Source organism: Citrobacter sp. LJND-P06, from assembly GCF_058188415.1.
This window is the reverse complement of the sequence record NZ_CP187317.1, coordinates 3,348,194-3,373,867: the sequence shown is the minus strand read 5'-3', so window position 1 is coordinate 3,373,867 and position 25,674 is coordinate 3,348,194. Positions and strand designations below refer to the sequence as shown.

The window sequence follows — 25,674 nt, the reverse complement described above, 5'->3', positions numbered from 1 at the left end:
TTTGCCAGAAACATGAAAAACGGATGTGTAATGAAAGAAGAAAGCATTTTGCTCCAGCTAAATAGGGTGGGATACCAGGCTGGCGCTACCAACATTCTGAATAACATCAGTTTTAATCTTAGGGCGGGGGAGTTTAAGCTGATTACCGGCCCTTCAGGATGTGGTAAGAGCACGCTGCTGAAAATTGTGGCATCGCTGATAAGCCCAAGCCACGGCGAGATCGTGTTTGCCGGGGAGGAAATAACAACCCTGAATCCCGAACACTACCGTCAACAAGTCTCTTATTGCGCCCAGACGCCCGCGCTGTTTGGTGACACGGTTTACGATAATCTGATTTTCCCGTGGCAGATCCGCCATCAACAGCCGGATCCTGACGCATTTGCCGCCGATCTGGCGCGCGTTGAATTATCGCAAGCGATCCTGACCAAGAGCATTACGGAACTTTCAGGGGGTGAGAAACAGCGGGTCGCCTTAATTCGCAACTTACAGTTTCTGCCCAAAGTGCTGCTGCTGGATGAAATTACCAGCGCGTTGGATGAGCGCAATAAACGCAATGTGAACGATCTCATCCATCATTATGTCCGCGACAAAAATATCGGTGTGTTATGGGTCACTCACGATAAAGATGAAATAAACCATGCGGATAAAGTGATAACGCTCCAGCCTCATGCCGGAGAAATGCAGGAGGCAACCTATGAACGAGCATAATATTACCAATGAATCTCTGGCATTCGCGATGATGCTGGTGGTGGTGGCGATGATGATTAGCCACAAAGAAAAACTGGCGCTGGAGAAAGACATTCTCTGGAGTATCTGCCGGGCGGTGGTTCAGCTTGTCATTGTGGGCTATGTCTTAAAATACATATTCGGCGTTAATCATGCCGTTTTGACCATTTTGATGGTGTTATTCATCTGTTTTAATGCGGCGTATAACGCGCAAAAACGCAGTAAATATATCGACAAAGCCTTTATCTCATCGTTTATCGCGATTACCTCCGGGGCGGGCTTAACGCTGGCGGTATTGGTGCTTTCTGGCTCCATTGAATTTGTTCCCATGCAGGTGATCCCCATTTCCGGCATGATTGCGGGGAACGCGATGGTGGCCGTCGGTCTGTGCTACAACAATCTCGGTCAGCGATTTACGAGCGAACAACAGCAGATTCAGGAAAAGCTCAGCCTGGGCGCCACGCCAAAAATGGCGTCTGCCGGACTTATCCGCGACAGCATTCGCGCGTCGCTTATCCCGACGATAGATTCGGCAAAAACGGTGGGACTGGTGAGTTTACCGGGGATGATGTCAGGGCTTATTTTTGCCGGTATTGATCCGGTGAAAGCGATTAAATATCAGATTATGGTGACCTTTATGCTGCTCTCAACCGCCAGCCTGTCGACCATTATTGCCTGCTATTTAACCTACCGGAAGTTTTACAATGCGCGCCACCAGCTGGTGGTGGCGCAGTTGAAGAAGTCGTGATGTTCACTGTAGGCCGGATAAGCGATAGCGACATCCGGCATCAATCAATAGAGCAGGGCGTACAACTGGCGGCGATACTTTGAGGCCAGCGCGTCGCCGGTGCCCAGCGCCGCAAGAATTTCCTGGAATGTTTTACGCGCCTGACCCTCAGCGGCAGAGAGATCTTTCTTCAGATGGCTGAACAACAGCTCCAGCGCTTCTTCATTACGCCCGACCTGATGCAGTTGTAGTGCCAGTTGCGCGGCCAGTGCGGCATCCTGTGGGTGTTCTGCAACCTGCTGCTGTAATTGCTGAATTTCCGGGGTATCCGCCGCCTGTTTCAGCAGTTCAATTTGTGCGACCAGTCCCTGATAACGGGTGTCCTGATCCTGCAATGGCACGGTCTTCAATACCGCTTCGGCCTCTTCGGTGCGATTGAGGGCAATTTGCGTTTCCGCCAGCAGCAGGCCGATTTCGCTGTTCTGGCTGGAGAGCTGCCAGGCGTCTTTCAGCAGCGGCAGCGCTTCTGCGTAGTTGCCTTCCTGCATCAGTTGCATTGCCTGCTGCGCTTTCAGCTCTTCTTCACGCGGCAGCACTTTGTCGAGCAGCGCGCGGATAACGTCCTCAGGCTGCGGCCCCTGGAAACCGTCCACCGGTTGACCGTTCTGGAACAGATACACGGTTGGGATAGCACGCAGACCAAACTGGGAGGCGATCATCTGCTCCGCGTCACAGTCCAGTTTCGCCAGAATAAACTGACCATTGTATTGTGCAGCCAGGCTTTCCAGCACGGGCGTCAGTTGCAGACAGTGCTGGCTACGCTCAGACCAGAAATAGAACAGAACCGGGGTGGTCATTGACTGTTCAAGGGTCTGCTGCAAATTGGATTCGTTAATGTTAACAATATTCTGTACGGACATGGAGTCGCTCTCTTTTGTCTATATTTCCTTTTACATGGGGGCTGAGATACGTGCTTCAACTCACCCCTGTAAAATTTTGTCCATTATGCGCCCTGGCAGCAGGCGTTTAAGTAGCATGACGGCCCACGTCACCATCGTGACGGGGTAGCGTAATTTGGGTTTATCGCTTTCAAACGCGTGGCGTACTTTGGCGACAACGGCCTCCGGCCCCAGCGTAAACCGTGCGGCGATACCGGGGTTTTCTACCGGTTGGTCATTTTGCGTCTGGTTTACATTTTCTGTGAAGCGGGTGCGAATAGGGCCGGGTTCAATCAGACTGACTTTGATCCCCGTGTGGCGCAGTTCCATACGCAGCGCGTCTGACCAGGCCTCCAGCGCGTATTTGCTGGCCGCGTAAGCGCCGCGACCTGGCGTGGAAATCAGTCCCATCACCGAGGAGGTCATAACTATGCGCCCTTCGCGGTGCGGCAACATGGCGGGCAGCAGACGCATGGTGAGCTGATGTGCGCCGAAGAAATTGGCGGAAAACTGCTGTTCCATCTGCTCGCGGCTGATGGTTGAGAGCGGGCCATAAACGCCATAACCGGCATTATTAAAGATCCCATACAAACAATTATCGGTCAGGGCGAGTACTTCCTGGGCCGCGCAATCCACGCTTTCGGGTGAGTCCAGATCCAGCAGAACGCCGGTGAAGCCCATACTGTTCATACGCGCGACGTCTTCGGGTTTGCGGCAGCCCGCCAGGATTTGGAAACCCTGGCGCTTGAGTTCCAGGGCGCTTTCCAGACCGATTCCGCTGGAACATCCTGTTATTAAGACCGATTTTTGCATAACTTTACCTGTCAGGATCTCCGTTGATTTACGAGTCGTGGTTAACTAATGGCGTCAATTGTTTCGCCATCCAGTCGGCGATAAACGGTTGAGCGTCGCGATTAGGATGAATGCCGTCGTCCTGCATCCATTGGGGTTTCAGATAAACTTCTTCCATAAAAAAGGGCAGAAGCGGAATATCGAACTCTGTGGCAAGTCTCGGATAGATGGCGCTAAAGGTTTCATTATACCGACGACCGTAGTTTGCGGGCAGACGTATTTGCATCAGTAGCGGTTTGGCGTTTGCGGCTTTAACGTCCTGCAATATTTTACGCAGCGTTTGCTCCGTTTGCTGAGGCTGAAATCCGCGTAAACCGTCATTGCCGCCCAGTTCTACCAGCACCCACTGGGGTTGATGTTGTTGCAGTAACCCGGGCAGGCGCGCCAGCGCTTGTTGTGAGGTATCACCACTGATACTGGCGTTGACCACCGTTGTTTTGGTCTGCCATTTATCATGCAGGAGCGCTGGCCAGGCGGCATTGGCCGACATACGGTATCCGGCGCTCAGGCTGTCGCCCAGAATCAGTAACGTATCCGCTGCGGCGGCGCGGAAGGTTAACAGAATCAGGAACAGGAAGGGCAGATGCCAGCGGAAAACATTGTTGAAGTTCATCATCTTAAGAAGTCCGTCGGTCAGGGGGAGCATGAGCTTTCCATCCTTACCGGAGTTGAACTGGTTGTCAAACGCGGCGATACCCTTGCGCTGATTGGTGAGTCGGGATCCGGGAAATCCACCTTGCTGGCGATCCTGGCCGGTCTGGATGACGGCAGTAGCGGCGAGGTGAGTCTGGTGGGCAAACCGTTGCACGCGATGGACGAAGAGGCGCGTGCGCAGCTACGCGCGCAGCATGTCGGCTTTGTTTTTCAGTCCTTTATGCTGATCCCCACGCTGAACGCGCTGGAAAACGTCGAACTGCCTGCGTTGTTGCGCGGTGAGAACAGCGGTCAAAGCCGCGCAGGCGCGAAAGCGTTGCTCGAACAACTGGGGTTGGGAAAACGGCTGGACCATCTTCCGGCGCAGCTTTCCGGCGGTGAACAGCAGCGCGTGGCGCTGGCGCGGGCGTTCAATGGTCGCCCGGATGTGCTGTTTGCCGACGAGCCAACCGGTAATCTCGACCGACACACCGGCGATAAGATTGCCGACCTGTTGTTCTCACTCAACCGCGAACATGGCACGACGCTGATTCTGGTGACGCACGATCCGCAACTGGCGGCACGCTGCGACAGGCGTCTGCGGCTGGTCAATGGGCAGTTGCGGGAGGAGGCATGATTGCACGCTGGTTCTGGCGCGAATGGCGCTCCCCGTCATTACTGATTGTCTGGCTGGCGCTGAGTCTGGCGGTGGCGTGTGTGCTGGCGCTTGGCAAGGTCAGCGATCGTATGGAAAAGGGACTCAGCCAGCAAAGCCGCGAGTTTATGGCGGGAGACAGGGCGCTGCGCAGTTCTCGCGAGGTGCCGCAGGCGTGGATTGAGCAAGCGCGCAAACGCGGGCTGAAAGTGGGAGAGCAACTGACGTTCGCCACCATGACCTTCGCCGGCGATACGCCACAACTGGCGAATGTCAAAGCGGTAGACAGTGTCTATCCGATGTACGGCGAACTGCAAACCCAGCCGCCTGGGTTAAAACCACAACCCGGTTTTGTGCTGCTGGCTCCGCGCCTGATGGCGCTACTCAATCTGAAAACCGGCGACACCCTTGACGTTGGCGACGCAACGCTGCGTATTGCCGGGGAGGTGATTCAGGAGCCGGATTCGGGTTTTAACCCTTTCCAGATGGCGCCGCGCCTGATGATGAATATCGCCGATGTTGAAAAAACAGGGGCGGTGCAGCCGGGGAGTCGCGTCACATGGCGCTATAAATTTGGTGGAACGGCGCAACAGCTCGACGGTTATGAAAAATGGTTGCTGCCGCAGCTTAAACCAGAGCATCGCTGGTACGGACTGGAACAGGACGACGGGGCGCTGGGTAAGTCGCTGGAACGCTCGCAGCAATTTCTCCTGCTTTCGGCGCTGTTAACGCTGTTGCTGGCGGTGGCTGCCGTGGCCGTTGCGATGAGCCATTACTGCCGTAGCCGCTACGATCTGGTCGCCATCCTCAAAACGCTGGGGGCCGGTCGCGCACAATTGCGTAAGCTAATTATCGGTCAGTGGTTAATGGTACTGGCGCTTTCTGCGATAACGGGCGGCGGCGTTGGGCTGCTGTTCGAAAACGTGCTGATGATATTGCTCAGGCCCGTTTTGCCTGCTGAGTTGCCCCCGGCCAGTCCCTGGCCCTGGCTTTGGGCGCTGGGGACGATGACCGTGATCTCTCTGTTGGTCGGGCTACGTCCCTATCGACTGCTATTAGCGACACAGCCGCTGCGGGTGTTACGCCGTGATGTGGTGGCAAACGTCTGGCCGCTGAAAATCTATCTTCCGGTCGTGAGCATGGTGGTGGTTGCTCTGCTAGCCGGGTTAATGGGCGGCAGTATGCTGCTGTGGGCGGTTCTGGCGGGCGCGGTGGTGTTGGCGCTCCTGTGCGGGGTATTAGGCTGGATGCTGCTGAATGTCCTGCGTGGCCTGACATTAACTTCGCTGCCGTTACGCTTAGCGGTGAGCCGACTGCTGCGTCAGCCCTGGTCCACCCTGAGCCAGCTCTCTGCGTTTTCGCTCTCTTTTATGCTGCTGGCGCTACTGCTGGTGCTGCGCGGCGATTTACTCGATCGCTGGCAGCAACAAATGCCGCCGGAAAGCCCAAATTACTTTTTGTTGAACATTGCGACGGAACAAGTGACGCCCCTGAAGGCGTTCCTCTCGGAGCATCAGGTGATCCCCGAAGCGTTCTACCCGATCGTGCGGGCGCGGCTGACGGCCATTAACGGGAAACCCACGGAGGGAAATCAGGATGAAGCGCTTAACCGCGAACTCAATCTGACCTGGCAGGATATTCGCCCAAACCATAATCCGATCACGGCCGGAAACTGGCCGCCAAACGTCGGGGAAGTCTCAATCGAAGAGGGGCTGGCGAAACGCCTGAATATCAGCCTCGGGGATTCCGTGACCTTTATGGGCGATACCCAGGCGTTCAGCGCGAAGGTCACCAGTTTGCGCCGGGTGGACTGGGAAAGTCTGCGCCCCAATTTCTTCTTTATTTTCCCCTCTGGCGCGCTGGATGGGCAACCGCAAAGCTGGCTCACCAGTTTTCGCTGGGAGAACGGCAATGGCATGCTGACGCAGTTGAACCGCGAGTTTCCTACGGTCAGTCTGCTGGATATTGGCGCGATCCTCAAACAGGTGGCTCAGGTACTGGAGCAGGTCAGTCGGGCGCTGGAGGTGATGGTGGTTCTGGTGACCGCTTGCGGCATGTTGCTGTTGCTGGCACAGGTGCAGGTTGGTATGCGCCAGCGTCATCAGGAGCTGGTGGTCTGGCGTACGCTGGGCGCGGGTAAAAAACTGCTGCGTACCACGTTGTGGTGCGAGTTTGCCATGCTGGGGCTGGTTTCCGGGCTGGTGGCGGCCATTGGCGCTGAAACGGCGCTGGCCGTGCTGCAAACCCGCGTTTTTGACTTCCCGTGGGAGCCTGACTGGCGACTGTGGATTGTGCTGCCCTTTTGTGGCGCACTGTTACTCTCCGTTTGCGGCGGATGGCTGGGCGTTCGTCTTTTAAAAGGCAAAGCGCTGTTCCGTCAATTCAATAATTAATTTATATATATGATGATTGCGCGCCAGTTTTTATACTGGCGCGTACCCATTATATGGCACAAATTGATAACTCCTTGATATTTAGTAGCACAAATCATTAAAAACCCGCCAACACAGCAGTGCCAATAAAAGTTAATATTCACATGCTGAATAATTAGCAGGCTATCCCCGTCAGAATTCATGTCGCCTGGCGACGCGTGAATTTTTCAGGGTAAATCTATCAAGGAACAATGATGACTATAAAAACAACAGCGCTGGCGGCATCGATCGGCGCAGCAGTGGCATTGACGTCTTTCGCCTCTCAGGCGGAAATCACGGTTCTGAAACAGGATCCTCAGGCGGGCGATCCTCTGAGCCGTCTCAACTTCACCGTTGGCGGGAGTATCCGTCCGCAGTTCCAGAATATGGCTGGCGATGACGGTGCGAATGGGTATAAGCGTAATGGGTTTGACGGCGGTACACGTTTCCGTTTCGCGGCCGATTACTACCTGTTTGATGACATTAGCTGGGTCAGCTACTACGAGCTGGGCGTGAACTTCCCGGCGATGTTCAACTGGGACAACCACTACGCGGATGGTGCTCACGACACGACCCGTCGTATGCTGTACACCGGTCTGAAAAGTGATACCTGGGGTACGCTGACCTTCGGTCAACAGAACAGCATTTACTATGATGTGGTCGGGGCGAAAACCGATATCTGGGACTACGACATGATCGGTCAGGCACCGGGTAACGGGATTAACGGCGACTATGATGGTTCGTATCGTACCCGTAAATCGCTAAAATATAAGAAAACGGTAGGGGATGTTGATCTCTACGCGTCCTATCTGTTCAGCGACGACTACAACCCGAACAATGGCCTGAAATACAAACGTAAAGGCGGCGGCTCTCTGGGTGTGGATTATCACATCACAGACGATCTGACCTGGGGTACGGCGTGGAACTACACCCGTGCGGAAATGCGTGGCAACGACAGCAAAACCTACGACCAGAACATCGTCGGTACGGCATTTAGCTGGAAACCTGACAACTGGACGTTCTCCATGGGCGGCGGCTGGTATCAGAACTTCATGACCACCAAAAAAGTGTCTGTTAACGATTACTTTGCCGGTGATGCGTGGGGTCTGGAATACTTTGCGGGCTATACATTCCCGATTGGTCAGTATGCGGTTAAATCCATCCAGCCTTACTTTATGGGCGATCGTATTGAATACGTGAATGGTCGTGATTATCTGCGTACCGACAACGGCGTGGGGATTAGCTTCCAACTGGATTATGGTTTCCGTGTTGATTACGAACACGTATTTACCTCCAGCACCGACGACCTGGGTGATATGAACCTGGTGCGTCTGCGTTACGACTTCTAAGTCTGACACTGTGCCCGGTGTTACCGGGCCTACAAAATATATGCCGGATAAGGCCATTGCTGCCATCCGGCATTTTTTTAGTGGCTTAGCCACTCTCCGACGTCATCAAACGTGCCGCGAAAAACAATTTTCTCTGCTTTCTTTTCGAGCTGATAGCGATACATCGGGTCGTAATACTCTTCCAGCAGCGGTACCAGCCAACTGAAATGCGCCTCGGTGCTGCCGGTGCTCTGCTGTTCAGCCAGGGCAATATCGAGCGCAGTGGTCAATTCTTTAAATCGTTGCAGACCCAGCCGACGCTGAATGGCTGACAGCCCGTGGTGCAGATATTCGCTGTATTCCAGCCAGCCGCGCTCTTCGCCATACGCGTGAGTAAAGTCATGATGCATGCGCACGAAATACTCTTCACGCAGCCGTTCCAGACGCAACTCAAAGGGATCGTTGACCACCGCAATGACCGCCTGTGCCATACGCTCACGCAAACATTCCGGCAGATGGTTCGAACCAATCATCCGGCCTTCGTCCTCCAGCACCCAGGAACGCGGCGCCTGGCGCGCATCGACCTTGAGCAACTCACTTGCCAGCAGGTTTTCAAAACTGGCCTGACTGAGTTGCGGCTGCAAAGTGCGGCCAAATGAGGAGCCGCGATGGTGCGCCAGGCCTTCGAGATCGATACCGTTGGGCTGCTGTTGTACCAGTTGCGTCTTGCCGCTGCCGGTACAGCCGCCAATTAAGGTGATGGGCTTTTGCACCAGCTCTTCGGTGAGGCGGATAGCAGACTGGCGTAACGCTTTATAGCCGCCATGGATCAGCGGGTAGTCAATGCCTGACGCGTGCAGCCACTGCTGGACAATGTGCGAGCGTTGACCGCCGCGTGCGCAGCAAAGATAGCCGGTGGGCCGTTGTTGACATGCTTCTCGCCAGCCATCCAGCCGCTGTTGGCGACGTTCGCCGGACACCAGTTCATGACCGAGTTTGAGTGCGGCTTCTGGCCCCTGGCGCTTATAGCAGGTGCCGACGGCGGCGCGCTCTTCATCATTCATCAAGGGCAGGTTAATGGCTGCGGGCATGGCGCCCTGGGTAAATTCGCCTGGGGCGCGTACATCGATTAAAGGCGTGTCGGCGGTGAGGATCGCGCGATAATCCGTTCCATCGTTCATGGGAGATCCTGATAAAACAAAACAGCAATGGGCAGGATTTTACGCGCTGAGGGAGGGGCCGGGAAAGGAGAAGTTCTATTTCCCGGCATTTTTCTGGGTTATATCAGCTTACTTTGCGCCCAAATGATGCCGCTGGCGTAGTCTGGCGGCAGTAATGGCGCCAGTGCTTCCAGCGTGGCGTTAAGGCGTGCGGTGTCGCTGTCGGTCAGATTCAGGTGTCCCACCTTACGTCCCGGGCGAACTTCTTTGTCGTACCAGTGCAGATGCACTAACGGCAGTTTCAGCCAGTCATAATTCAGAGGCGTGCCAATCAAATTCACCATCACCGATGGGCTGTTCACCACCGGCGTCGGTAATGGTAGTCCCGTAATGGCGCGCAGGTGCAGTTCGAACTGACTGATGCTGGCGCCGTTTTGCGTCCAGTGCCCGCTGTTATGCACGCGTGGGGCCAGTTCGTTGATCAACAGCCCTTCTGAGGTGATAAAACACTCCATCGCCATCACGCCAACGTAACCCAACTCCTGCATGATGGCAGAAAGCATGGCTTCCGCCTGTTCCTGCAATCGGGTGTTAGCCTGCGGGAACGCCACGCTGGTACGCAGAATTCCGTCCTGATGCAGGTTGTGGGTCAGCGGATAAAATACGGTGCTGCCGTCGTGCCCGCGTGCGCCAACTAATGACACTTCCCCGGAGAAGTTGATCCCCTGCTCGACAATGCACTCGCCGTAGCAGTCATTCGGGAGTTGGTCGGTTTCATCATGGCGTAAGCGCCACTGTCCGCGACCGTCATAACCTCCGACGCGGCGTTTAACAATCGCCAGTTCGCCAAGCGTGTCGAAAATGTGCGGCCATTCGTCGCTGGCGGCCAGCAATTGCCACGGTGCGGTGGCAAGGGAGAGTTTGTCAAAAAGCTGCTTTTGCGTGAGGCGGTCAGCGATAATTGGGAACACATCGCGGTTGACGAAGGCCGGGTGGCGCGCCAGTTCGCGGGTCAACGCGGTTTCTGGCCAGCGCTCAATTTCTGCGGTAATCACGCTTTGCTGAAAAGGAACGGCGGCAGGTTCGGCGTCCAGTCCCACTGGCCAGACGGCTATCCCTAACGGTTCACCGGCCTGGCGCAGCATCCGCCCTAACTGACCGTTGCCGAGCACGCAGACCTGCTTCATGCCGCACCCCGCGGATCTGGATTCTCCAGCACCTCATCCGTTTGTGCTTTACGCCAGTCATTCAGGCGCTGATGCAACGCGCTGTCATGGATCGCCAGAATTTGTGCTGCCAGCAGTGCTGCGTTCGCCGCGCCCGCTTTGCCAATCGCCAGCGTGCCGACCGGAATACCGCGTGGCATCTGAACAATAGAGTAGAGGCTGTCAACGCCGCTCAGTGCCGCGCTCTGTACCGGAACGCCCAGTACGGGCACCAGCGTCTTCGCCGCAATCATGCCCGGCAAATGTGCGGCACCGCCAGCACCGGCAATAATCACCTGAAAACCGTTCTCTTCGGCGCTTTCGGCGAAGCTGAATAATTTGTCGGGGGTGCGGTGAGCGGAAACAACTTCAACGTGGTGTGGAACGTTCAGGATTTCAAAGATTTCGGCGGCAAACTGCATGGTAGCCCAGTCGCTTTTGGACCCCATCACGATGGCGACACGCGCCGGATTATTGCGGGAAGACATGCGTCTGAAAACTCCTGTGGTGCGGGACACACTGCTTTTGAGGCCACAGAGAATAGCATGATAATCCGGCAAGGAAAACGGTTGCGCGGTTAAAGTTACGGCGAATAGCTGTGAGAATTTAAAACGGGAAGGCGATCAGTTCGACGTTTTCCGGCGTGACTTTTACCATTGAGCCTTCGTGGTGCCAGGCGCCTAAAACGACACGAAACGCGGGTTTTCCGTTGACCGTGAGTTCATGCACCGCCGGGCGATGGGTATGACCGTGAATCAACCACTGAACCTGATGTTTTTCCATCTCGGCTACCACGGCCTGCTGATTAACATCCATGATTTCCAGCGATTTACTGCGGTTGGCGGATTTGCTGCCAGCCCGCATTTTGGCGGCAATACGGCTACGAATAAACAACGGCAGGGCAAGAAACAGCGTTTGCAGCCAGGGTTTATGCACTTTGGCGCGAAACGCCTGATAACCGGCATCGTCGGTACACAAGGTATCGCCATGCATGATCAACACGCGTCTGCCGTACAGGTCAGGTACTTTTTCCTGCGCCAGCAGGGTCATGCCGCTTTCACGGGCAAAACGTTTTCCGAGCAGAAAGTCGCGGTTGCCGTGAATAAAAAAACAGGGCACGCCGGAATCGACCACCGCGTTAATGGCTGCAGCTATCTCGTGGTGCAGGGGATTGGGATCGTCGTCGCCTATCCAGGCTTCGAAAAGATCGCCCAAAATGTACAGTGCGTCTGCCTGACGCGCTTCACCGGCTAAAAAACGCAGAAAACCGGCGGTGATCGCCGGTTCTTCTGTGCAGAGGTGAAGATCTGCAATAAACAGTGTCGCCACGATTACTCGCTGACGGTCACGTTTTCGACGATGACGTCTTCTTTTGGTACGTCCTGATGCATGCCGCTGCGACCGGTGGACACCGCTTTGATTTTGTCTACAACGTCCATGCCTTCAACAACTTCAGCGAATACGCAGTAGCCCCAGCCCTGCATGCTTTCAGCAGAGAAGTTCAGGAAGTCGTTGTCGACTACGTTGATAAAGAACTGGGCAGTTGCGGAGTGCGGAGCCTGAGTACGCGCCATTGCCAGCGTACCACGGGTGTTTTTCAGACCGTTGTTGGCTTCGTTTTTGATAGCGTCTTTGGTGTCTTTTTGCTTCATGCCCGGTTCAAAACCGCCGCCCTGAATCATAAAACCATTAATGACACGGTGGAAAATGGTGTTGTTGTAAAAACCTTCGCGGCAGTAGTCCAGGAAGTTTTTAACTGTTTCAGGTGCTTTGTCATCAAAGGTTTTGATTACGATATCGCCGTGATTAGTGTGGAAAGTAACCATTTTTGCATCCTGTTTCGATATAGTGGTGCTTCGACCCAACGCTGGGTCACAGATAGTGGGGTGTTATAGCATAACCGTAAGACGGGATCATCTTGCAATGTGTGCTGATTCCAGTCTGAATTATGGGTATTATACAGACTTTATTATCCACACACGTCTATACGGAATCTTCGATGTTAAAAATCTTTAATACACTGACGCGCCAGAAAGAGGAATTTAAGCCTATTCATGCCGGGGAAATCGGCATGTACGTGTGTGGTATTACCGTTTACGATCTCTGTCATATTGGTCACGGACGTACATTTGTTGCCTTCGATGTGGTGGCGCGCTACCTGCGTTACCTCGGCTACAAACTGAAATACGTGCGTAACATTACCGATATCGATGACAAAATCATTAAGCGTGCCAACGAAAACGGCGAAAACTTTGTGGCACTGGTCGATCGCATGATTGCCGAGATGCACAACGATTTTGATGCGTTAAACATTTTGCGCCCGGATCTCGAGCCGCGTGCAACGCACCATATCCACGAAATCATTGAAATTACTGAACAGTTGATTGCCAAAGGTCATGCCTATGTGGCTGACAACGGCGACGTGATGTTTGATGTTCCAACAGACCCGAACTATGGCCTGCTGTCACGTCAGGATCTCGACCAGCTCCAGGCAGGGGCGCGTGTGGATGTCGTTGACGTGAAACGCAACCCGATGGACTTCGTGTTGTGGAAGATGTCGAAAGAGGGCGAGCCGAGCTGGCCGTCGCCGTGGGGCGCAGGGCGTCCGGGCTGGCACATTGAATGTTCGGCGATGAACTGCAAACAGTTGGGCAACCATTTTGATATTCACGGCGGTGGTTCTGACCTGATGTTCCCGCATCATGAAAACGAAATCGCTCAGTCGACTTGCGCGCATGATGGCGAGTACGTGAACTACTGGATGCACTCCGGCATGGTGATGATTGACCGCGAGAAAATGTCTAAATCTCTGGGCAATTTCTTCACCGTGCGCGACGTGTTGAAATACTACGACGCCGAAACCATTCGCTACTTCCTGATGTCCGGCCACTATCGTAGCCAGTTGAACTACAGCGAAGAGAACCTGAAACAGGCACGCTCGGCGCTGGAACGTCTTTACACTGCGCTGCGCGGTACGGACAAATCCGTTGCTCCTGCGGGTGGCGACGCGTTTGAAGCGCGCTTTGTTGAGGCGATGAACGACGATTTCAACACGCCGGAAGCCTACTCGGTATTGTTTGATATGGCGCGTGAAGTGAATCGCCTGAAGGGTGAAGATATGGCGGCGGCGAACGCGATGGCCTCGCATCTGCGTAAGCTTTCTGGCGTGCTGGGTCTGCTGGAACAAGATCCCGAAGCGTTCCTGCAAAGCGGCGCGCAGGCAGACGATGGCGAAGTTGCTGAGATTGAAGCGTTGATTCAACAGCGTCTCGATGCCCGTAAAGCGAAAGACTGGGCGGCGGCAGATGCGGCGCGTGACCGTCTGAACGAGATGGGGATCGTGCTGGAAGATGGCCCGCAAGGCACCACCTGGCGTCGTAAATAATGGTCTGGTGCCGGATGCGCTGATGCGTGTCCGGCCGACAAAGTATGATCCGCTTGTAGGCCGGGTAAGACGAAGCCGTCACCCGGCTTTTTAACGTCTACGCCACCACAACATTCCCATCACCACCACACCCGGTAACCACACCCACATCAACTCAGACAACATCACCTGATGCCCGTACGGCGTGGCATAGCGTGAGAGCGCAAACGGCGCGACTTTGATCACCTGCCAGGGGGCGAAGAAGCGTTCGTCAGACCAGGGCCACAGCCAGCCAACACCTTTTCCACCGGTGGTGATTGAATCCAGCAAACTGTGCGACAGCAGTGACACCGTCAGGAACAGCCAGCAGCGAACCAGTCCCGCTCTAAACCATCGTCGCCCGATCAGAACGCATAAAAAGGGCACGACAAAGGCAAATAGCAGCGAGTGGGTAAAACCACGATGGCCAAATACGTTGCCATAGGCAATCCCAAACTTAAACGCCAGTACGTCAGCATCGGGCAGCATCGACAGCACGATCCCGGCAAACAGCAGGCGAGGGGGAATAACCTTGAGGCCGAGGCCGACTCCAAGACAAAGAGGAACGGCAGCGTGGGTAACAATGGTTGGCATGAGGTTCGCTTCGTATGAAAAACAACATGCTAACAGTTTACGGTTTACTGTGAAGGGACGATGAAGTTAATTATCTGAAATAGGGGAAACTGGCCGGATAAGGGGTTAACCGTCATCCGGCACCAGAGATTACGCGACGACGTTAATGCTGTGCCCTTCATAGCTCACGGTGTGTCCCGCGACGATTTTGCAGCGTTTACGGGTTTCTACCGCGCCATCGACCTTGACTAAACCTTCAGCAATGGCAATTTTCGCCTGGGCGCCGCTTTCACACCAGCCTTCCAGTTTGAGCAAATCGCACAGCTCTACGTGCGGGTGCTTGCCTAAAGAAAAATTCGCCATATTAATTACCTTGTGGATCGTGATATTCAACACACGCCTGCAGCGTGTTTTCGATAAGGGTTGCGACGGTCATCGGACCGACGCCGCCGGGCACTGGCGTGATGTATGACGCACGTGCCGCCGCGTCGTCAAAGACGACGTCGCCGACAACTTTACCATTTTCCAGACGGTTAATGCCGACATCAATCACGATGGCGCCTTCTTTAATCCACTCACCGGGAATAAATCCGGGTTTACCGACGGCCACAATCAGCAGATCGGCATTTTCGACGTGATGACGCAGGTTTTTGGTAAAGCGGTGAGTGACGGTGGTGGTGCAGCCTGCCAGCAGCAGTTCCATGCTCATCGGGCGACCGACGATGTTGGATGCGCCAATGACTACGGCATTTAGCCCGTAGGTATCGATATTGTAACGCTCAAGCAGGGTAACAATACCGCGCGGGGTACACGGACGCAGACGCGGTGCGCGCTGGCACAAACGACCTACGTTGTACGGATGAAAGCCATCCACGTCTTTGTCGGGCGCAATGCGCTCAAGCACTTTAACGTTGTCGATGCCCGCCGGTAACGGCAGTTGCACCAGAATACCGTCGATGGTGTTGTCTGCATTAAGCGTATCGATAAGCTCAAGCAGTTCCGCCTCGCTGGTAGTTTCAGGCAGGTCATATGAGCGGGAGACGAACCCCACCTCTTCACAGGCTTTGCGCTTGCTTGCGACATAAATTTGCGAAGCCGGGTTGCTACCTACCAGCACAACAGCCAGTCCTGGGGCGCGAAGTCCGGCCGCTAAACGTGCCTGAACTTTTTGAGCAACCTCAGAGCGCACCTGCTGCGCAATCGTTTTACCGTCAATAATCTTTGCTACCATCAGAGAGAGGATTCCATCTGTTACGTTAAGTCAAAGGGGATGTGACTATTTTGTCAGAAGCGGGGCGCGCTGTCAGTTTTCGTTTGCATCTTTAGATGCGATCGCGGCTGTTCGGCCTTCGGGTTGTGGCTCAGTTTCATGGCAAAGAGCGTCACATTTATGTACCTGGATTAATCAAAATTAACCTGGTCGAAACAATTCATCACCCTGGCATTTTGAGAATGAATTCCCCAAAAACCAGAGTGTTATCTGCATCAGAACCCTTTTCTATATAAAAATTCCCAGGAAATTTCCTATGTCTCAATAGGAAATGGCGCGGGTCAATAAAAGAGTTTGTGGGTATTTTTCATTTGTTGAAAAGTTTAATTTGGCGCTGTGACGAATTGTCATGTTTATAAAGATTAATTAGTGAATCTACTACTCAACAGAGTTAAATGCAAGATTAACTAATATCTTTATGAATATATCTTTACAGGATGTAGAGATAATTTGCCTGACATTTTATGTCGATATTGATTCAACCGGATCCAGCAGGAAGCCGGAACCGAAATGTGTAAATACAAGGGAAACTCATGAAACTTAAATTAATGACCTCTTCAGTTATTGCTGGCCTGATGCTTGTTGCGGGTTCCGCTATTGCTGCTCCGGTAAGCGTTAACGGCGGCACCGTTCACTTTGTCGGTGAGCTGACCAATGCCGGATGTGCTGTTAGCACCGATTCGTCGGATCAGACAGTGACACTGGGCCAGTACCGTACGGCTACCTTTAGCGCAGTGGGTGACACCACAGCACTGATCCCATTCACCATTGTCCTGAATGACTGTGACCCCAAAATAGCGGCGACTGCTTCTGTTGCGTTTTCCGGTCAAAGCGACCTGACTAACGATGCTCTGCTGGCGGTTGTTTCTTCCGATAACAGCACAACGGCAGGCGGTGTGGGTATCGAAATTCTGGACAACAAATCGACTCCGTTGAAGCCAGATGGCGCGACGTTCTCAACGGCTCAGGCACTGATAGACGGCACGAACACCCTCAATTTCTCCGCTCGCTATAAAGCCACCTCAGCAACCACAACGCCGGGTCAGGCTAATGCTGATGCTACCTTCATCATGAAGTACGAATAAGCATTCAGGTTTGAACAAGGATGATAAGTGCCTCAACGGATGAGGCAATATCGGGGATGATAAGGGATGTGGGTGATGATAAGGAAAGGCGTTGCGTTGGCGGGAGTGCTCTGCGCAATGTCTGTCAATGCGCACGCGGAAACACTGGATCACGGGAGTGTCCATTTGCGTGGAAAACTGGTGAACGGTGCCTGCACAGTCGCTTCGGAAAGTGAGGATTTGCGGGTGCAAATGGGGCAATACCGCACGAATATGTTTGCGGGCCCCGGCAGTTTCGCCCCCGTCAGTGTGCCTTTCTCGTTACGCTTAACGTCATGCAGTTCGGATGTTTACGACCACGTCGGCATTGCGTTTTCAGGTGTCACACCTGCAGAAGATCCACAGGTATTCCTTGCCAGCGGCGAGGCCGGTTCTGGAGAAGGTGTCGGTCTTGCATTATTTGATGAGGAACAACGGCAAATTATACCGAATACATTGCCGCTCCATTACGCCCCTATTTTAACGCAAGAGATGACTTTCCATTTCACTGCTCGTTATCGGGCAATCGCGGAAAATATAACGCCGGGAAGTATTCATTCAGATGTGTGGTTTACGCTGGTTTACCCCTGATTTGTTTCCGTGACGCTAATAAAACGCAAAAGGTAATTATTGCCATGCTTACATTTATTAAATCAGGCCTTATTCTATTTCTTGCCTTAATTTCTTCGTTTAGCTCACAGGCTGCGGGAGGCATCGCATTAGGTGCGACGCGTGTTATTTATCCGGCAGAGGCGAAACAAACCTCATTAGCAATTATCAATAGCGATAGCAAAGAACGTTATCTGGTCAATTCCTGGATTGAGAACAACGCGGGTGTCAAAGAAAACGCGTTTATCGTCACGCCGCCCCTTTTTGTCAGCGAATCTAAAAGCGAAAACACGCTGCGTATCATTTATGCCGGACAACCGCTGCCGACTGACCGCGAATCGCTGTTCTGGATGAATGTGAAAGCGATACCGTCAGTCGATAAAAACAATCTCGAAGGGAAGAACGTTCTGCAACTGGCGATTTTGTCGCGCATTAAGCTGTTTGTCCGCCCGGGCAATCTGCCACAGGTTTCAGATGAAGCGCCAGGCCTGCTGAAATTCTCCCGTGTCGGCAACAACATGAAAATCACCAACCCCTCCGCTTATTACCTCACGCTGGTCAACCTGAAAGTGGGAAGCCAAAAAGTGGATAACGTTATGGTGGCGCCGAAAAGCGACAGCCAGATCCAGTTGCCGGGCGGCGCGCAGGGAAGCCTGACCTTCCAGACGGTCAATGATTATGGCGCAGTCACCGCAGCCAAGACGGTTAGCCTGCACTAAACCGTGAGAAAATGATGAAAAAGACAACGTATTTTCCTGGCCTGATTCCGGGGTTTACGCCACATCTGACGGGGGTGGCGCTATCGACGCTGGCTGCACTCTATCCCGCTGTAAGTCAGGGGGAAAGTTACTTTAACCCGGCTTTTTTATCATCAGATGCGGCATCCGTGGCAGATTTGTCACGCTTTGAGAAAGGCAATCACCAGCCTCCTGGCGTTTACCGTGTCGATATCCGGCGCAACGATGAATTTATCGCCATCCAGGATATTCGCTTTGAAACGACCGCGGCGAAGACCGGTGAAAAGTCAGGAGGGTTAATGCCCTGCTTTAACCTGGAGTGGGTTAAGCGTCTGGGAGTTAACACCGCCGCATTTCCTGCGTTGAGTCAGGAAAAGGACAACGAGTGCATCAATTTACCGGAGGTGATACCGGGCACGGAAATCGCCTTCGATTTTGCCTCCCTGCGGCTCAACGTGAGTCTGCCGCAGGTATCACTGCTCAATAGCGCACGTGGGTACATTCCGCCGGAAGAGTGGGATGAAGGTATTCCCGCGGCGTTAATCAACTATAGCTTTACCGGCAGCCGCGGAAGCGACAGCGACAGCTATTTTTTAAGCCTGACAAGCGGCCTTAATTATGGCCCCTGGCGGTTGCGCAATAACGGCGCATGGAATTACAACAAAGGTGACGGATACCACTCACAGAGCTGGAATAACATAGGCACCTGGCTGCAACGCGCCATTATTCCCCTGAAGGGGGAACTGGTGATGGGCGACAGCAATACAGGAAACGACGTGTTCGACAGCATGGGGTTTCGTGGGGGGCGGCTCTACTCTTCCGACAATATGTATCCTGATAGCATGCAAGGTTATGCCCCGACCGTCAGAGGGATCGCCCGTACGCCCGCGAAACTGACGATTCGCCAGAATGGGTACGTTATCTATCAGAGTTACGTTTCACCCGGCGCATTTGCCATTACCGATCTTAACCCGACCTCTTCAAGCGGCGACCTTGAGGTGACGGTAGAAGAGAAAGACGGCAGCCAGCAACGCTATACCGTGCCGTATTCCACCGTGCCGCTTCTGCAGCGTGAAGGGCGAGTCAAATATGATCTGGTGGCTGGGGATTTTCGTAGCGGCAATAGCCAGCAATCTTCGCCGTTCTTTTTTCAGGGAACCGTTATTGCCGGGTTGCCACAAGGCTTCACCGCCTATGGCGGGACGCAACTGGCGTCGCGTTATACCGCGGTCGTGATGGGTACCGGACGAAACCTGGGTGACTGGGGGGCCGTCTCTCTCGACGTCACCCATGCGCACAGCCAACTGGCGGATGACAGCACGCACGAAGGGCAGTCGCTGCGTTTTCTGTACGCCAAATCGATCAATAAGTTCGGCACTAACTTCCAGCTTTTGGGGTATCGCTATTCCACGAAAGGGTTTTACACCCTTGATGATGTGGCGTACCGCAACATGGAAGGCTACGAGTACGATGATGACAGCGAAGGCAATCATCATGAAGAGCCGGAGGTGCAGAGCTATCACAATCTGAACTACAGCAAAAAAGGGCGTTTCCAGGTCAACATTTCGCAGAATCTGGGGGACTACGGCTCGCTGTATGTTTCAGGCAGCCAGCAAACCTACTGGAATACGTCAGAAGTCAACAGTTGGTATCAACTGGGTTATACCAGCGGCTGGCAGGGAATTAGCTATTCCCTCTCATGGTCGTGGAACAAATCCGTCGGTGTTTCTGGCTCTGATCGTATTCTGGCGTTCAGTATGTCTGTTCCGTTTAGCGTCCTGACCGGACGGCGTTACTCGACGGATAACGCGCTGGATCGAGCCTACGCCACCTTCAACAGTAGTCGCAACAGTGATGGGCAGAACAACTGGCAAACCGGGGTCGGCGGTACGTTGCTGGAAGGACGCAACCTGAACTACAGCGTGAACCAGGGAAACAGCAGTACCAACGGCTACAGCGGTAGCGCCAGTGCGAACTGGCAGGCTGCCTATGGCACGCTCGGGATGGGCTACAACTACGACAGAGATCAGCATGATTACAACTGGCAGCTTTCTGGCGGCGTGGTCGGCCATGCCGATGGCATCACCCTCAGTCAGCCATTGGGCGACACCAACGTACTGATTAAAGCGCCTGGGGCCGAAGGGGTACATATCGAAAACCAGACCGGGGTACAGACTGACTGGCGTGGCTACGCAGTGATGCCTTATGCCACGGTGTACCGTTATAACCGGGTAGCGCTTGACACCAACTCCATGAATAACCACACCGACGTGGAAAACAACGTCAGCAGCGTGGTACCGACGCAAGGGGCGCTGGTTCGTGCGGCATTTGAGACGCGCATCGGCGTACGCGCGATGATCACAGTGAAGCTGGGGGACAAACCCGTCCCGTTCGGCGCCGTCGTCCGTGAAACCGCCAGTGGCGTCACCAGTATGGTCGGCGACGACGGGCAAATCTACCTGAGCGGATTACCGCTGAAAGGTGACCTGCTTATTCAATGGGGCGAAGGGGCGAACTCACGCTGCGTGGCGCACTATGCCTTGCCTGATGAAAGTCTGAAACAAGCGGTCACGCTGACCAATGCGAGTTGTCAACGCCCGTCGTCGTGAGAAGGAAAAAGAAGATGAAACTAAAAACAAGATTATTGCTGGGCGGCGTTGCGTTGCTGTTGGCAAATCCGGCACTGGCGGCGATCTGTTATAACGACAACGGTACGCCAACGGATGTTTTTTACGATCTGTCGCATGTCTTTACCAGCAGTAATAACCAGGCGGGAGAAGTCGTGACGTTACCGGATAAGTCAGGCTGGATTGGCGTGAGTGCCTACTGTGTTGGGGCCTCGGAAGACTATACCTACCGCAGCTACGTGAGTACACTTCCCGTGCAAAGTACGGAGGGTGAATTCCAGTATCTGAAACTCAACGACTACTTGCTGGGAGCCCTGAGTATCACGGACGATTATGCGGGCGTATTTTATCCGCCTCGCAACTATGTTCGCATGGGGACGAATCCTAAGGTTGCACAACAGAAAGCTTTCGGTGTGATGGATTCACAGCTTGTTTTTAAACTGAAAGTGATTCGGCCCTTTATCAATATGGTGGCAATTCCCCGCCAGACTATGTTTACGGTTTATGTGACAACCAGCACCAATGATCCGCTGAGTACGCCGGTTTATACCATCAGCTACAGCGGAAAAGTAGAAGTACCGCAAAACTGTACAGTGAATGCCGGACAAGTAGTGGAGTTTGATTTTGGCGATATCGGCGCGGCGTTATTTAGCAACGCGGGCGCGGGGAATCGCCCTGAGGGAGTCACGCCGCAAACGAAAACGATCGCCATCAAATGCACCAATGTGGAGGCGCAAGCTTATTTGTCCATGCGCCTGGAAGCGGAGAAAGTGTCGGGGAAAGCGATGGTCTCTGGTAATCCTGATTTAGGATTTATCGTGTCAGATGACAGCGGCGTACCGCTGACCCCCAACGATATGACGAGCAAAATTCCGTTTCAACTTGATGATAATGCTCAGGCGAATGTCGGGATCCGCGCGTGGCCAGTGAGCGTGACCGGCAATAAACCCACGGACGGTCCCTTCAACGCGCACGGGTATCTGCGCGTAGATTATGACTAAGGAGAACGCATGATTATCCGGGGCTTTTTTGTCATGGTGTGCGGCACGCTGTTCAGTTCGTTTTGTCAGGCAGAGTCACCGCTGGGGGAGATCAACATTGAACTGCGTGGGAATGTGGTGGAAGTTTCCTGCGCAGTCATTGCCGGTGACAGCAATAAAACGGTTGAACTCGGCTCCTGGCCGATAAAACAACTACGCACCACGGGGGATTCGACAAAGCCGGCCCCCTTTAGCCTGAAACTTGAAGGGTGTCCGCCGGGTTCTGCCACGATCACATTTTCAGGAACGTCCGCGCCGGGAACAACGCTTTTGGCTCTGGAGGATGCGGTGATGGCGCAGAAGGTGGCGATTGAGATTCGCGATAGCGATAGCACCCGGTTGCCGCTTGAGCAAGCCAGTCAGCCGGTCACTATTGATGCAAACGGTAATGCGACGCTGAACTTTTTTGCCGACTACATCGCTATAGCCGACGATGCTCAGCCAGGCAGTGCGAATGCGGATGCGACATTTATGATTAACTACAACTGAGGTAACGCGTACTCAGCACTCCCGAACGACGTCTCGTCGGGAGTGTCATTACAAGAGTTCGTGTACTTTCGCGTAATCGATAAGCTCCACTATTGTGTGCAGACCGAGCTTAGAAAAAATGTTGGCTTTATGAGCGCTGATGGTTTTGTTGCTGAGTAAGAGCTGCTCTGCGATTTCTTTATTTGATAATCCGTTCGCCAGATAACGTAAAACCGTGACCTCGCGGTTTGAGAGCGGCATATCATTGAGCTCTCCTTTTCGCATATTTGTATTACTGAGGAAATTAAGCGTATCTGAAGGAAAAAATGAATATCCCGCGAGGATCATATTTACTGCATTATAAATGTCGTTCAGATCCTTCCTTTTGCTGACAAAACCATTCGCGCCAGCCCGGATTGCCCGGCCTGCATAAAATGATTCCGATTTAGACGATAAAAACAGAACCCGCGTATTTTCCTGTATCGATTTAATCCTCTTTAGCAGCGTAAAGCCGTCCGTACCCGGCAGTTCGATGTCCAGAATAACGAGATCCACGGGGTAAGTGCGCAGGTAATCGATCGCTGTGCGATTGTCATCGGTTTTCAGGACAACCTGGATATTGTTATTTTTTTCGAGAAGCACTTCTATCGACATTCTGACAATAGGGTGCTCATCCATAATAATAACGGATGCTGGTTTCATTGTTGTTGCCTCAGACTGTTCGTGCGTCTTTCATTTGTAGGTCATGGAGACGTCGTAGATAGTGTCAAATAGCCAGAAACTCTCCCCATGCAATAAGCTCACGGAAAATGCAATGACATCCCTGTTAGTCGGCTATTTTGCGTAAGAGCAATGAGTGTGTGGAATATCCATTTCCACCAACAAAAGAAATTTAATTTTAGCCAAAGAACCAGACGGATTATACCGGGTCTGTTTTTTCGTAAAAGGTTTATAGAACAACCATTGCGCCAGGCAGTTACAATGTTCTGCACGTTTTAGACAGTTTAACCGTATTTGGAGTTATTATCTCATTATTTTCATTATGGCGTGATAAAGTGCATGGGTAAACACAAAAAACAACACAAAAAACCAATTGTTTAACTGACGTCATGTGTTTCTATGCCGCCTCACCATCAAATAAGATGAAAAAGCTCAATAAATTAGGTATGTATCGAATGCGGCTGGCGTAGTGAGATTCCAGGAATAGTTGTAAATATTGATTTTTTGTAAAAAATTCACAGTAAGGCCGGGCGTAAAATAAGTAATGTCTCATAAATTCTTACGACATAGTGGCTTAGGTGGTTAAATTATGTGAAGAGAAGTAATACTAAGACGATGAATAAGATGCAGTAAACGTTGGCTGTGGGGAAGCCCAAGTCGTGCTGTCAGGCGATTAATTCGATAGATTACCCGATGATATGGCGTATTTTGTAAATGGGCGATTGTCTTTAAGGTGACGCCTTGTGATAAGGCTGAAATTATCGCCCAATCGGCGTGGCTGAAAGTGTCTGTCTGGAGCGCATCTTCGGGTGGCGATAATAATGCCCTGCGCAGCGAGGTGAGATCCTGATGGCGGGACAAGATCTGAAAATTCCCGGCCATTCGCATAAATTGAACCAGGCTGGCGTCTTTACCAGAAACCAGAAGATAGATGTGAATATCATTTCGCTCGCGCATGAAGAGGCGTAAACGTTCGAGCGCTTCGTAACGGGAAATCGCCAGTCCTTCCATATCGATAATCAGTTGGCGTAACTGTGGCCCGTCTGATCCGAGCGTGGTGGGATCAAGCGTGTTGAATACCGCACTGTGTTTACCGGAAAAGAGATAACGGCTTAGCGTATAACCCAGATAGCGATCGGTGGTCACGATAGCTTGTGAGAAGGCGCCGCCCGGCAACGCATAATTGAGTCGTTGATCCAGATATTCAATCTGGTCAACGACCTGTTGCGTTGCCCGGGAAGGATTGCGCGTGCAACTGGCGCTCCTTAAACGACGATGCCGTTCTCTGCGCATCCTGTTTTATCCGTTTTTATTGTCTATCCGGTAAAAGCGCTGGCTCTAAATATCCCTGAACCAGGACTGCGCCAGCGCGATAGGTAAATTCCTTTGCTGATGATTTCAATGCCTTCAATCAGTACAGCCGTTGCAATGTTATACTCCATGAGGACAACACTTATTCAACGCATTAGTATGGCAGCATTAAAAATGCATCTCCAGGCGAGGTTACTTAATTATTGATGGGATATTTCATAATATGCTAAGAAAAACAGTCGGGCATCTATTCCTGCAGAAAATTTAAATTGACCCTGATGTAGTGCAGAAATTGTTGGTCGTTTTTAAGAAGCAGTTTTTTCATAATACGATGGCGAATGGCTTTGGCTTGATGTTCACTCAGCGAGAGGATCTCAGCGCTTTCTGCTAAGGGATAACCTTGAGCGAGAGATTTTAATAACTGGCGTTCTAAAATAGAAAAATGGCGAGTGGTACAGTAATGACAGATTGTCGGAGGAACACGATGACGGAGCGCGCGTTTTTTCAGAATAAGAACCATTTTTTTAGTGATCTCATCCACATCATCTTCACGATAAATATGTGGGAGCATGTAGAGGCAGGGCCTGAACATCAATTTTTCTTTTTCATTTTTGTTGCAGATAATGATCCTTTGTTGATGTCGCGTATGCAGCGGAACCTGATAGCAATCGGCACTGAACCAGTCTTCATCAAGTGATACCAGGGCGATTTCCGCAGTATCCAGAAGGTCGACAGGGAGAAATTGAATGTCCTGCTGCCACTGTTCAGTCAGGCGAGTAATAATAATTTTCAGGCCATGTTTGAAGTGGCTATTCTGTTCCTTGATAGCGATACTCAGCATAGAAAAACATCCAAAACAGAAGTGAGGGTAGGCTAAATATTAATTAAATTTATCAATTTTAAAATACGTAGATCCCTAAATAGCACCCTGTGGAGGCTGGAATCTTACCAGGATATTTCCTGGAGCCCTGAAAATGACCGGAAAGAAGAGGTATTCGTACACTTCATCAGCAACCAGTACGAAAGCCATTGACTCGGCAGGTGCTGACCGTATAATTCACGCGTTTCACCCGCATGAAGACTCATCTTCACAATGCGCCCTTAGCTCAGTCGGATAGAGCAACGGCCTTCTAAGCCGTGGGTCGCAGGTTCGAATCCTGCAGGGCGCACCATTTCGA

At 52.6% G+C, this 25,674-nt stretch carries 26 protein-coding genes and 1 tRNA gene; 13 read left to right on the top strand and 14 right to left on the bottom strand.

Annotated features, from left to right (window positions below; genetic code table 11):
• Window positions 1-30: 30 nt before the first annotated feature.
• A complete protein-coding gene (fetA, locus tag ACO7SM_RS16080; RefSeq protein ID WP_490468360.1) occupies window positions 31-708 on the top strand; it encodes an iron efflux ABC transporter ATP-binding subunit FetA in 678 nt (225 codons plus the stop codon).
• Window positions 695-1,474, top strand: a complete 780-nt coding sequence (gene fetB, locus ACO7SM_RS16075) for an iron efflux ABC transporter permease subunit FetB (RefSeq protein WP_490468359.1) — start codon at window positions 695-697, stop codon at window positions 1,472-1,474. The genes fetA and fetB overlap by 14 nt, the downstream gene beginning before the upstream one ends.
• Window positions 1,475-1,518: 44 nt before the next feature.
• Here the strand turns inward: fetB and ACO7SM_RS16070 are convergent, their stop codons facing one another.
• The 3 genes from ACO7SM_RS16070 to tesA are packed head-to-tail and all read right to left on the bottom strand — an operon-like array spanning window position 1,519 to window position 3,859.
• Window positions 1,519-2,373, bottom strand: a complete 855-nt coding sequence (locus ACO7SM_RS16070; protein ID WP_490468358.1) for a co-chaperone YbbN — start codon at window positions 2,371-2,373, stop codon at window positions 1,519-1,521.
• 60 nt (window positions 2,374-2,433) lie between these two features.
• Window positions 2,434-3,204 (bottom strand): SDR family oxidoreductase, encoded by a 771-nt coding sequence (locus tag ACO7SM_RS16065; protein ID WP_192611440.1) that lies wholly within the window; start codon window positions 3,202-3,204, stop codon window positions 2,434-2,436.
• 28 nt (window positions 3,205-3,232) lie between these two features.
• The gene (gene tesA, locus ACO7SM_RS16060) at window positions 3,233-3,859 is read right to left on the bottom strand and encodes a multifunctional acyl-CoA thioesterase I/protease I/lysophospholipase L1 (protein WP_490468357.1); all 627 of its coding nucleotides are present in this window, start codon (window positions 3,857-3,859) and stop codon (window positions 3,233-3,235) included.
• Between tesA and ybbA the strand changes: the two genes are divergently transcribed.
• The 3 genes from ybbA (at window position 3,827) to ACO7SM_RS16045 (ending at window position 8,291) form a co-directional block, all read left to right on the top strand.
• Entirely contained in the window at window positions 3,827-4,513 is a 687-nt protein-coding gene (ybbA, locus tag ACO7SM_RS16055; protein ID WP_490468356.1) for a putative ABC transporter ATP-binding protein YbbA, read from the top strand. The genes tesA and ybbA overlap by 33 nt on opposite strands.
• Window positions 4,510-6,924 (top strand): putative ABC transporter permease subunit YbbP, encoded by a 2,415-nt coding sequence (ybbP, locus tag ACO7SM_RS16050; protein WP_490468355.1) that lies wholly within the window; start codon window positions 4,510-4,512, stop codon window positions 6,922-6,924. The genes ybbA and ybbP overlap by 4 nt, the downstream gene beginning before the upstream one ends.
• 233 nt (window positions 6,925-7,157) lie before the next feature.
• On the top strand, window positions 7,158-8,291 hold the full coding sequence (locus ACO7SM_RS16045) for a porin (protein ID WP_490470968.1): 1,134 nt from the start codon (window positions 7,158-7,160) through the stop codon (window positions 8,289-8,291).
• A 77-nt stretch (window positions 8,292-8,368) separates the two neighbouring features.
• Here the strand turns inward: ACO7SM_RS16045 and mnmH are convergent, their stop codons facing one another.
• The 5 genes from mnmH to ppiB form a co-directional block, all read right to left on the bottom strand.
• Window positions 8,369-9,451, bottom strand: coding sequence for a tRNA 2-selenouridine(34) synthase MnmH (gene mnmH, locus ACO7SM_RS16040; RefSeq protein WP_490468354.1), 1,083 nt, complete (start codon window positions 9,449-9,451; stop codon window positions 8,369-8,371).
• Between the two features lie 98 nt (window positions 9,452-9,549).
• Entirely contained in the window at window positions 9,550-10,617 is a 1,068-nt protein-coding gene (purK, locus tag ACO7SM_RS16035) for a 5-(carboxyamino)imidazole ribonucleotide synthase (RefSeq protein WP_490468353.1), read from the bottom strand.
• On the bottom strand, window positions 10,614-11,123 hold the full coding sequence (purE, locus tag ACO7SM_RS16030; protein WP_490468352.1) for a 5-(carboxyamino)imidazole ribonucleotide mutase: 510 nt from the start codon (window positions 11,121-11,123) through the stop codon (window positions 10,614-10,616). The genes purK and purE overlap by 4 nt, the downstream gene beginning before the upstream one ends.
• 118 nt (window positions 11,124-11,241) lie before the next feature.
• A complete protein-coding gene (gene lpxH, locus ACO7SM_RS16025; protein ID WP_490468351.1) occupies window positions 11,242-11,964 on the bottom strand; it encodes a UDP-2,3-diacylglucosamine diphosphatase in 723 nt (240 codons plus the stop codon).
• 2 nt (window positions 11,965-11,966) lie between these two features.
• Window positions 11,967-12,461 carry a peptidylprolyl isomerase B gene (gene ppiB / locus ACO7SM_RS16020; protein ID WP_490468350.1) on the bottom strand — a complete coding sequence of 165 codons (495 nt, stop codon included), beginning with the start codon at window positions 12,459-12,461 and terminating at the stop codon, window positions 11,967-11,969.
• A gap of 173 nt (window positions 12,462-12,634) precedes the next feature.
• On the opposite strand from ppiB, the gene cysS reads away from it, so the two are divergent.
• Window positions 12,635-14,020 carry a cysteine--tRNA ligase gene (cysS, locus tag ACO7SM_RS16015; RefSeq protein WP_490468349.1) on the top strand — a complete coding sequence of 462 codons (1,386 nt, stop codon included), beginning with the start codon at window positions 12,635-12,637 and terminating at the stop codon, window positions 14,018-14,020.
• A 90-nt stretch (window positions 14,021-14,110) separates the two neighbouring features.
• Here cysS and ACO7SM_RS16010 read toward each other — a convergent pair whose 3' ends face one another.
• From ACO7SM_RS16010 to folD, 3 genes are all read right to left on the bottom strand, one after another.
• Window positions 14,111-14,632: a metal-dependent hydrolase gene (locus tag ACO7SM_RS16010; RefSeq protein ID WP_490468348.1), complete on the bottom strand. Its 522-nt coding sequence runs from the start codon at window positions 14,630-14,632 to the stop codon at window positions 14,111-14,113.
• A gap of 129 nt (window positions 14,633-14,761) precedes the next feature.
• Window positions 14,762-14,974: a ribosome-associated protein YbcJ gene (gene ybcJ / locus ACO7SM_RS16005; RefSeq protein WP_192611451.1), complete on the bottom strand. Its 213-nt coding sequence runs from the start codon at window positions 14,972-14,974 to the stop codon at window positions 14,762-14,764.
• 1 nt (window position 14,975) lies between these two features.
• Window positions 14,976-15,842 carry a bifunctional methylenetetrahydrofolate dehydrogenase/methenyltetrahydrofolate cyclohydrolase FolD gene (folD, locus tag ACO7SM_RS16000; protein WP_490468347.1) on the bottom strand — a complete coding sequence of 289 codons (867 nt, stop codon included), beginning with the start codon at window positions 15,840-15,842 and terminating at the stop codon, window positions 14,976-14,978.
• Between the two features lie 572 nt (window positions 15,843-16,414).
• Between folD and fimA the strand changes: the two genes are divergently transcribed.
• From fimA to sfmF, 6 genes are all read left to right on the top strand, one after another.
• A complete protein-coding gene (fimA, locus tag ACO7SM_RS15995; RefSeq protein ID WP_490468346.1) occupies window positions 16,415-16,966 on the top strand; it encodes a type 1 fimbrial major subunit FimA in 552 nt (183 codons plus the stop codon).
• Between the two features lie 75 nt (window positions 16,967-17,041).
• Window positions 17,042-17,575, top strand: a complete 534-nt coding sequence (gene fimI / locus ACO7SM_RS15990) for a type 1 fimbrial protein subunit FimI (protein ID WP_490470967.1) — start codon at window positions 17,042-17,044, stop codon at window positions 17,573-17,575.
• 44 nt (window positions 17,576-17,619) lie between these two features.
• Window positions 17,620-18,312: a type 1 fimbria chaperone FimC gene (gene fimC, locus ACO7SM_RS15985; RefSeq protein WP_490468345.1), complete on the top strand. Its 693-nt coding sequence runs from the start codon at window positions 17,620-17,622 to the stop codon at window positions 18,310-18,312.
• A 14-nt stretch (window positions 18,313-18,326) separates the two neighbouring features.
• The gene (locus ACO7SM_RS15980; protein WP_490468344.1) at window positions 18,327-20,939 is read left to right on the top strand and encodes a fimbrial biogenesis usher protein; all 2,613 of its coding nucleotides are present in this window, start codon (window positions 18,327-18,329) and stop codon (window positions 20,937-20,939) included.
• 14 nt (window positions 20,940-20,953) lie between these two features.
• Window positions 20,954-21,958 carry a type 1 fimbria D-mannose specific adhesin FimH gene (fimH, locus tag ACO7SM_RS15975; protein ID WP_490468343.1) on the top strand — a complete coding sequence of 335 codons (1,005 nt, stop codon included), beginning with the start codon at window positions 20,954-20,956 and terminating at the stop codon, window positions 21,956-21,958.
• A gap of 9 nt (window positions 21,959-21,967) precedes the next feature.
• The gene (gene sfmF / locus ACO7SM_RS15970; RefSeq protein WP_490468342.1) at window positions 21,968-22,486 is read left to right on the top strand and encodes a fimbria assembly protein; all 519 of its coding nucleotides are present in this window, start codon (window positions 21,968-21,970) and stop codon (window positions 22,484-22,486) included.
• Between the two features lie 48 nt (window positions 22,487-22,534).
• Here the strand turns inward: sfmF and fimZ are convergent, their stop codons facing one another.
• The 3 genes from fimZ to fimW form a co-directional block, all read right to left on the bottom strand.
• On the bottom strand, window positions 22,535-23,167 hold the full coding sequence (gene fimZ / locus ACO7SM_RS15965) for a fimbria biosynthesis transcriptional regulator FimZ (protein WP_490468341.1): 633 nt from the start codon (window positions 23,165-23,167) through the stop codon (window positions 22,535-22,537).
• A gap of 600 nt (window positions 23,168-23,767) precedes the next feature.
• On the bottom strand, window positions 23,768-24,478 hold the full coding sequence (gene fimY, locus ACO7SM_RS15960; protein ID WP_490468340.1) for a fimbria biosynthesis regulator FimY: 711 nt from the start codon (window positions 24,476-24,478) through the stop codon (window positions 23,768-23,770).
• A gap of 265 nt (window positions 24,479-24,743) precedes the next feature.
• Window positions 24,744-25,337 carry a fimbria biosynthesis transcriptional regulator FimW gene (gene fimW / locus ACO7SM_RS15955; protein ID WP_490468339.1) on the bottom strand — a complete coding sequence of 198 codons (594 nt, stop codon included), beginning with the start codon at window positions 25,335-25,337 and terminating at the stop codon, window positions 24,744-24,746.
• Between the two features lie 254 nt (window positions 25,338-25,591).
• Between fimW and ACO7SM_RS15950 the strand changes: the two genes are divergently transcribed.
• Window positions 25,592-25,668, top strand: a tRNA-Arg gene (locus tag ACO7SM_RS15950).
• The last annotated feature ends 6 nt before the right edge of the window (window positions 25,669-25,674 follow it).

Bases quoted from the DNA above. Each gene is read 5' to 3' on its own strand.
- ACO7SM_RS16070 (WP_490468358.1), bottom strand. From the start codon at position 2,373: ATGTCCGTACAGAATATTGTTAACATTAACGAATCCAATTTGCAGCAG.
- fetB (WP_490468359.1), top strand. From the start codon at position 695: ATGAACGAGCATAATATTACCAATGAATCTCTGGCATTCGCGATGATG.
- ppiB (WP_490468350.1), bottom strand. From the start codon at position 12,461: ATGGTTACTTTCCACACTAATCACGGCGATATCGTAATCAAAACCTTT.
- ybbP (WP_490468355.1), top strand. From the start codon at position 4,510: ATGATTGCACGCTGGTTCTGGCGCGAATGGCGCTCCCCGTCATTACTG.
- fimI (WP_490470967.1), top strand. From the start codon at position 17,042: ATGATAAGGAAAGGCGTTGCGTTGGCGGGAGTGCTCTGCGCAATGTCT.
- ybcJ (WP_192611451.1), bottom strand. From the start codon at position 14,974: ATGGCGAATTTTTCTTTAGGCAAGCACCCGCACGTAGAGCTGTGCGAT.
- fetA (WP_490468360.1), top strand. From the start codon at position 31: ATGAAAGAAGAAAGCATTTTGCTCCAGCTAAATAGGGTGGGATACCAG.
- tesA (WP_490468357.1), bottom strand. From the start codon at position 3,859: ATGATGAACTTCAACAATGTTTTCCGCTGGCATCTGCCCTTCCTGTTC.
- fimH (WP_490468343.1), top strand. From the start codon at position 20,954: ATGAAACTAAAAACAAGATTATTGCTGGGCGGCGTTGCGTTGCTGTTG.
- fimC (WP_490468345.1), top strand. From the start codon at position 17,620: ATGCTTACATTTATTAAATCAGGCCTTATTCTATTTCTTGCCTTAATT.
- purE (WP_490468352.1), bottom strand. From the start codon at position 11,123: ATGTCTTCCCGCAATAATCCGGCGCGTGTCGCCATCGTGATGGGGTCC.
- ybbA (WP_490468356.1), top strand. From the start codon at position 3,827: ATGCCAGCGGAAAACATTGTTGAAGTTCATCATCTTAAGAAGTCCGTC.
- cysS (WP_490468349.1), top strand. From the start codon at position 12,635: ATGTTAAAAATCTTTAATACACTGACGCGCCAGAAAGAGGAATTTAAG.
- fimA (WP_490468346.1), top strand. From the start codon at position 16,415: ATGAAACTTAAATTAATGACCTCTTCAGTTATTGCTGGCCTGATGCTT.
- ACO7SM_RS16065 (WP_192611440.1), bottom strand. From the start codon at position 3,204: ATGCAAAAATCGGTCTTAATAACAGGATGTTCCAGCGGAATCGGTCTG.
- folD (WP_490468347.1), bottom strand. From the start codon at position 15,842: ATGGTAGCAAAGATTATTGACGGTAAAACGATTGCGCAGCAGGTGCGC.
- ACO7SM_RS16045 (WP_490470968.1), top strand. From the start codon at position 7,158: ATGACTATAAAAACAACAGCGCTGGCGGCATCGATCGGCGCAGCAGTG.
- fimZ (WP_490468341.1), bottom strand. From the start codon at position 23,167: ATGAAACCAGCATCCGTTATTATTATGGATGAGCACCCTATTGTCAGA.
- sfmF (WP_490468342.1), top strand. From the start codon at position 21,968: ATGATTATCCGGGGCTTTTTTGTCATGGTGTGCGGCACGCTGTTCAGT.
- fimW (WP_490468339.1), bottom strand. From the start codon at position 25,337: ATGCTGAGTATCGCTATCAAGGAACAGAATAGCCACTTCAAACATGGC.
- fimY (WP_490468340.1), bottom strand. From the start codon at position 24,478: ATGCGCAGAGAACGGCATCGTCGTTTAAGGAGCGCCAGTTGCACGCGC.
- ACO7SM_RS15980 (WP_490468344.1), top strand. From the start codon at position 18,327: ATGAAAAAGACAACGTATTTTCCTGGCCTGATTCCGGGGTTTACGCCA.
- mnmH (WP_490468354.1), bottom strand. From the start codon at position 9,451: ATGAACGATGGAACGGATTATCGCGCGATCCTCACCGCCGACACGCCT.
- purK (WP_490468353.1), bottom strand. From the start codon at position 10,617: ATGAAGCAGGTCTGCGTGCTCGGCAACGGTCAGTTAGGGCGGATGCTG.
- ACO7SM_RS16010 (WP_490468348.1), bottom strand. From the start codon at position 14,632: ATGCCAACCATTGTTACCCACGCTGCCGTTCCTCTTTGTCTTGGAGTC.